This is a genomic window from Catonella sp. (genome assembly GCF_052169795.1).
Classification (GTDB): Bacteria; Bacillota; Clostridia; order Lachnospirales; family Lachnospiraceae; genus Catonella.
In genome coordinates, this window is record NZ_JBQNBU010000148.1 from 1 (window position 1) to 3,228 (window position 3,228).

Here is a 3,228-nt window from a genome sequence, read left to right on the forward strand (position 1 = left end):
ACTCTTTCATCGCCGTTCTCCTATTAGCAATAGAATTTCCAAAGCATAATTATTTTAACTTCTTATTATACAAAAAGACTGAACTTTATGCAAGATGCAAAAAGTTCAGTCTTTTTATCTGCGGATAACAGGAGTTGAACCTGCACGGGGGTTCCCACCAGAACCTAAATCTGGCGCGTCTGCCAATTCCGCCATATCCGCATGGCTGGGCTAGCCGGATTCGAACCGTCGATGCGGGAGTCAAAGTCCCGTGCCTTAACCGCTTGGCTATAGCCCAAAAAATACAAAGACTTCCGCCTTTGTATCCAAAGGGCAGGTAGAGGGACTCGAACCCTCGGTATCCAGAACCACAATCTGGCGCGTTAACCAACTACACTATACCTGCCATATATAAATATTTTACCAGCTCAAGTGTACCGAAAGGGATTCGAACCCCCGACACACGGCTTAGAAGGCCGTTGCTCTATCCAACTGAGCTATCGGTACAAACACATTCTGACTATTAGCCAAAATGAAAGCGGGTGATGGGAATCGAACCCACGTATCCAGCTTGGAAGGCTGGTGTTCTACCATTGAACCACACCCGCAAGAAATAAGTATTTAATTATGCTCTCTACAAAACTTAGAAACAAGTCGGGGTGACAGGATTCGAACCTGCGACCCCTTGATCCCAAATCAAGTACTCTAGCCAAACTGAGCCACACCCCGAAGTTTTCTTAAGTGTTTTGCAATCAAGCAAGGAGTAGTATACAGCAATTAACTCATTATGTCAATACTTTTTTTGATATTTTTATTGTTTTTCTTTAGTAATATTTTTTCATTTTTGTCTATACAATTCCAATTGCCTTTTTAGCAAGGTTATCAGCCACATCGTTGTATGTATCTCCCGAATGTCCTTTTACCTTAACAAAGTCTACTCTCAGTCTGTCCTTTATACTGTCATAGAATTCTTTATATGCTATAGTCCCTGTCTTATTGGTCTTCCATTCCCCCAGACACCAACTTGAAATTCCCTGATAGTCATGATAAATGCTCACAGACTTATATCCATTGTCTAAGGCATAACGCATAGCAAGCTCAGCTGCCTTAATCTCTCCTGCTACATTACGCATAGACGCAAATTCTTCATCCTCATAAGCTTCTGAGATTTCAGCAATAACCTCTCCGGCTTTAATAATCACGCAGCCACAGCCGAAAGTTTTTCCTTCTAAAAAACTTCCATCTACATAGGCAGTTATTTCACTGACACATTTATCCTTTTCATCTATAATACTTTTTCTTCTGTTTCTTTCTTTCTCTTCTAAGCCACCTGCCCCTGTCCTTCCATCCGCCCCATCCGCATAAGAAACATGCTCCCCCGCCTTCATAAAGTCTTCCGCATCGTTCTTTTCTTCAAACCCCTTGAATATAGCTCCTTTATACCCTGTAACCTGAGCCTTGCAGTCATCCCAACTAGTGTATATCCCGGGAGTTTTTCCAAGCCTTACCGCATAATAATTCTTTTTTGCCATTACTACTCTCTTTCTGCTTCCCTTATTGCTTTATTTATAGTATTTAATACCACCTTCTTATTAGCACTCCACATCGGCTCTACAAGAAGCCTCTTATCTCCGTCCCCCGTCATCCTATGTATTACAGTGGTTTCAGGCAAGATTTTCAGACAGTCAATAAGAATTTCCGTATATTCTTCAAGGCTTAATATTTTAAAAGGATTTGACCTATATTCTTTTTCAAGCCTCGTATTTTTTAATATATGAAGTAAATGCAACTTAATTCCATCTAATTCAGGCTCAAGTGAAGCCAGGTATTTTACGGTTTCATACATATCATTAGCACTCTCATTTGGCAAGCCTAATATCACATGTATTATAACTTCAATGCCTCTTTTTTTCAGCTCATAATAAGCCTTTTCAAACACCTTTAACTCATAACCTCTATTGAAAGCCTTAGCTGAAGCTTCATTTACTGTCTGCAAGCCGAGCTCAATCCAAACCGGCTTTATTTTATTCAGTTCTTCAAGTAAATCAAGCATCTCTTCTTCAAAGCAGTCAGGTCTGGTACCTATAGAAAGTGCTACTATATCTTTTCTTTGTATTGCAGTCCTAAAGATTGGTTCAAGCCTATTTACATCTCCGTAGGTATTGGTAAATGACTGAAAATAGGCTATATACTTCTTATCTTCTTCTCTTATATCTTTGGTAAACTTGTGCTTTACTTTTTCTTTAGCCTCTTCTATTTGCAAGTCTATGTCTTTTACCTTAGCTGCAAATTCTCCTGAACCGCCTTCTGAACAAAAACTACAGCCTCCCCTTCCTGCCTTGCCATCTCTGTTTGGGCAGGAACAGCCTGTTGACAGGGATAGTCTATATACCTTTGTACCAAACCTTTCTTTACAATAGTCTGATAAAGTTCTAATGTTCATCAGAATATTTCCTCATTTCTTCTTTCATTTCACTTATATCCATATATCTATTTTTTAATCAGATAAAATTATTGTATCTTCTTCATATCCTCATTTATATCAGTTACAATCTTTGTGTCCCCTACCAATAATACAGACAGATATTTTAATACAAATGTAACACACTTCCTTATATTTTCTATAACTTTATCTGTTTTAATATAATCAAAACTTTCTGTCAACATAATTGAAATTTTGTTTAATAGGAAATTTCAACAAAATTTCCTATTAAACAAAAAAACAGCCACAGATTATCTAATCTGCAGCTATCTATAAGTAATGCCGGTGACCGGGGTCGAACCGGTACGGGTATTACTACCCACGGGATTTTAAGTCCCGGGCGTCTACCAATTCCGCCACACCGGCATACTACCTAAAATGTAGTAATGGGACCTACAGGGCTCGAACCTGTGACCCTCTGCTTGTAAGGCAGATGCTCTCCCAGCTGAGCTAAGATCCCAAATAAAAAAGCAATAAAAAATGGTTCTTCGGGGACTCGAACCCAGGACCGACCGGTTATGAGCCGGTTGCTCTAACCAACTGAGCTAAAGAACCAAAAAGTGACTCCAAGGGGATTTGAACCCCTGTTACCGCCGTGAAAGGGCGGTGTCTTAACCGCTTGACCATGGAGCCAGAACTCCCCAAGTAGGGCTCGAACCTACAACATCACGGTTAACAGCCGTGCGCTCTACCATTGAGCTATTGAGGAAAATAATATACCTTGAAAACTGCAACCGAATCAACATCTTTCCTTACTTTGGTCAAGC

General features: G+C 39.9%; 2 protein-coding genes and 11 tRNA genes. All 13 read right to left on the reverse strand.

Features of this window, described 5'->3' with window-relative positions:
• Positions 1-119: 119 nt before the first annotated feature.
• Positions 120-201 (reverse strand) — tRNA-Leu (locus ACTTKP_RS11685).
• Position 202: 1 nt separating this feature from the next.
• A tRNA-Gln gene (locus tag ACTTKP_RS11690) sits at positions 203-277 on the reverse strand.
• A gap of 34 nt (positions 278-311) precedes the next feature.
• Positions 312-385: transfer RNA gene (locus ACTTKP_RS11695), tRNA-His, on the reverse strand.
• 27 nt (positions 386-412) lie between these two features.
• Positions 413-486: transfer RNA gene (locus tag ACTTKP_RS11700), tRNA-Arg, on the reverse strand.
• 30 nt (positions 487-516) lie between these two features.
• Positions 517-587 (reverse strand) — tRNA-Gly (locus tag ACTTKP_RS11705).
• A 46-nt stretch (positions 588-633) separates the two neighbouring features.
• A tRNA-Pro gene (locus ACTTKP_RS11710) sits at positions 634-708 on the reverse strand.
• Positions 709-827: 119 nt separating this feature from the next.
• Complete coding sequence (locus ACTTKP_RS11715; RefSeq protein WP_442554075.1) at positions 828-1,511, reverse strand: ribonuclease H1 domain-containing protein; 684 nt, start codon at positions 1,509-1,511, stop codon at positions 828-830.
• Positions 1,512-1,513: 2 nt separating this feature from the next.
• Positions 1,514-2,422 carry a TIGR01212 family radical SAM protein gene (locus ACTTKP_RS11720; protein WP_442554076.1) on the reverse strand — a complete coding sequence of 303 codons (909 nt, stop codon included), beginning with the start codon at positions 2,420-2,422 and terminating at the stop codon, positions 1,514-1,516.
• Between the two features lie 319 nt (positions 2,423-2,741).
• Positions 2,742-2,827: transfer RNA gene (locus ACTTKP_RS11725), tRNA-Leu, on the reverse strand.
• Positions 2,828-2,848: 21 nt separating this feature from the next.
• Positions 2,849-2,921, reverse strand: a tRNA-Val gene (locus ACTTKP_RS11730).
• Positions 2,922-2,942: 21 nt separating this feature from the next.
• Positions 2,943-3,016, reverse strand: a tRNA-Ile gene (locus ACTTKP_RS11735).
• Between the two features lie 6 nt (positions 3,017-3,022).
• Positions 3,023-3,094 (reverse strand) — tRNA-Glu (locus ACTTKP_RS11740).
• A 4-nt stretch (positions 3,095-3,098) separates the two neighbouring features.
• A tRNA-Asn gene (locus ACTTKP_RS11745) sits at positions 3,099-3,170 on the reverse strand.
• Positions 3,171-3,228: the final 58 nt, after the last annotated feature.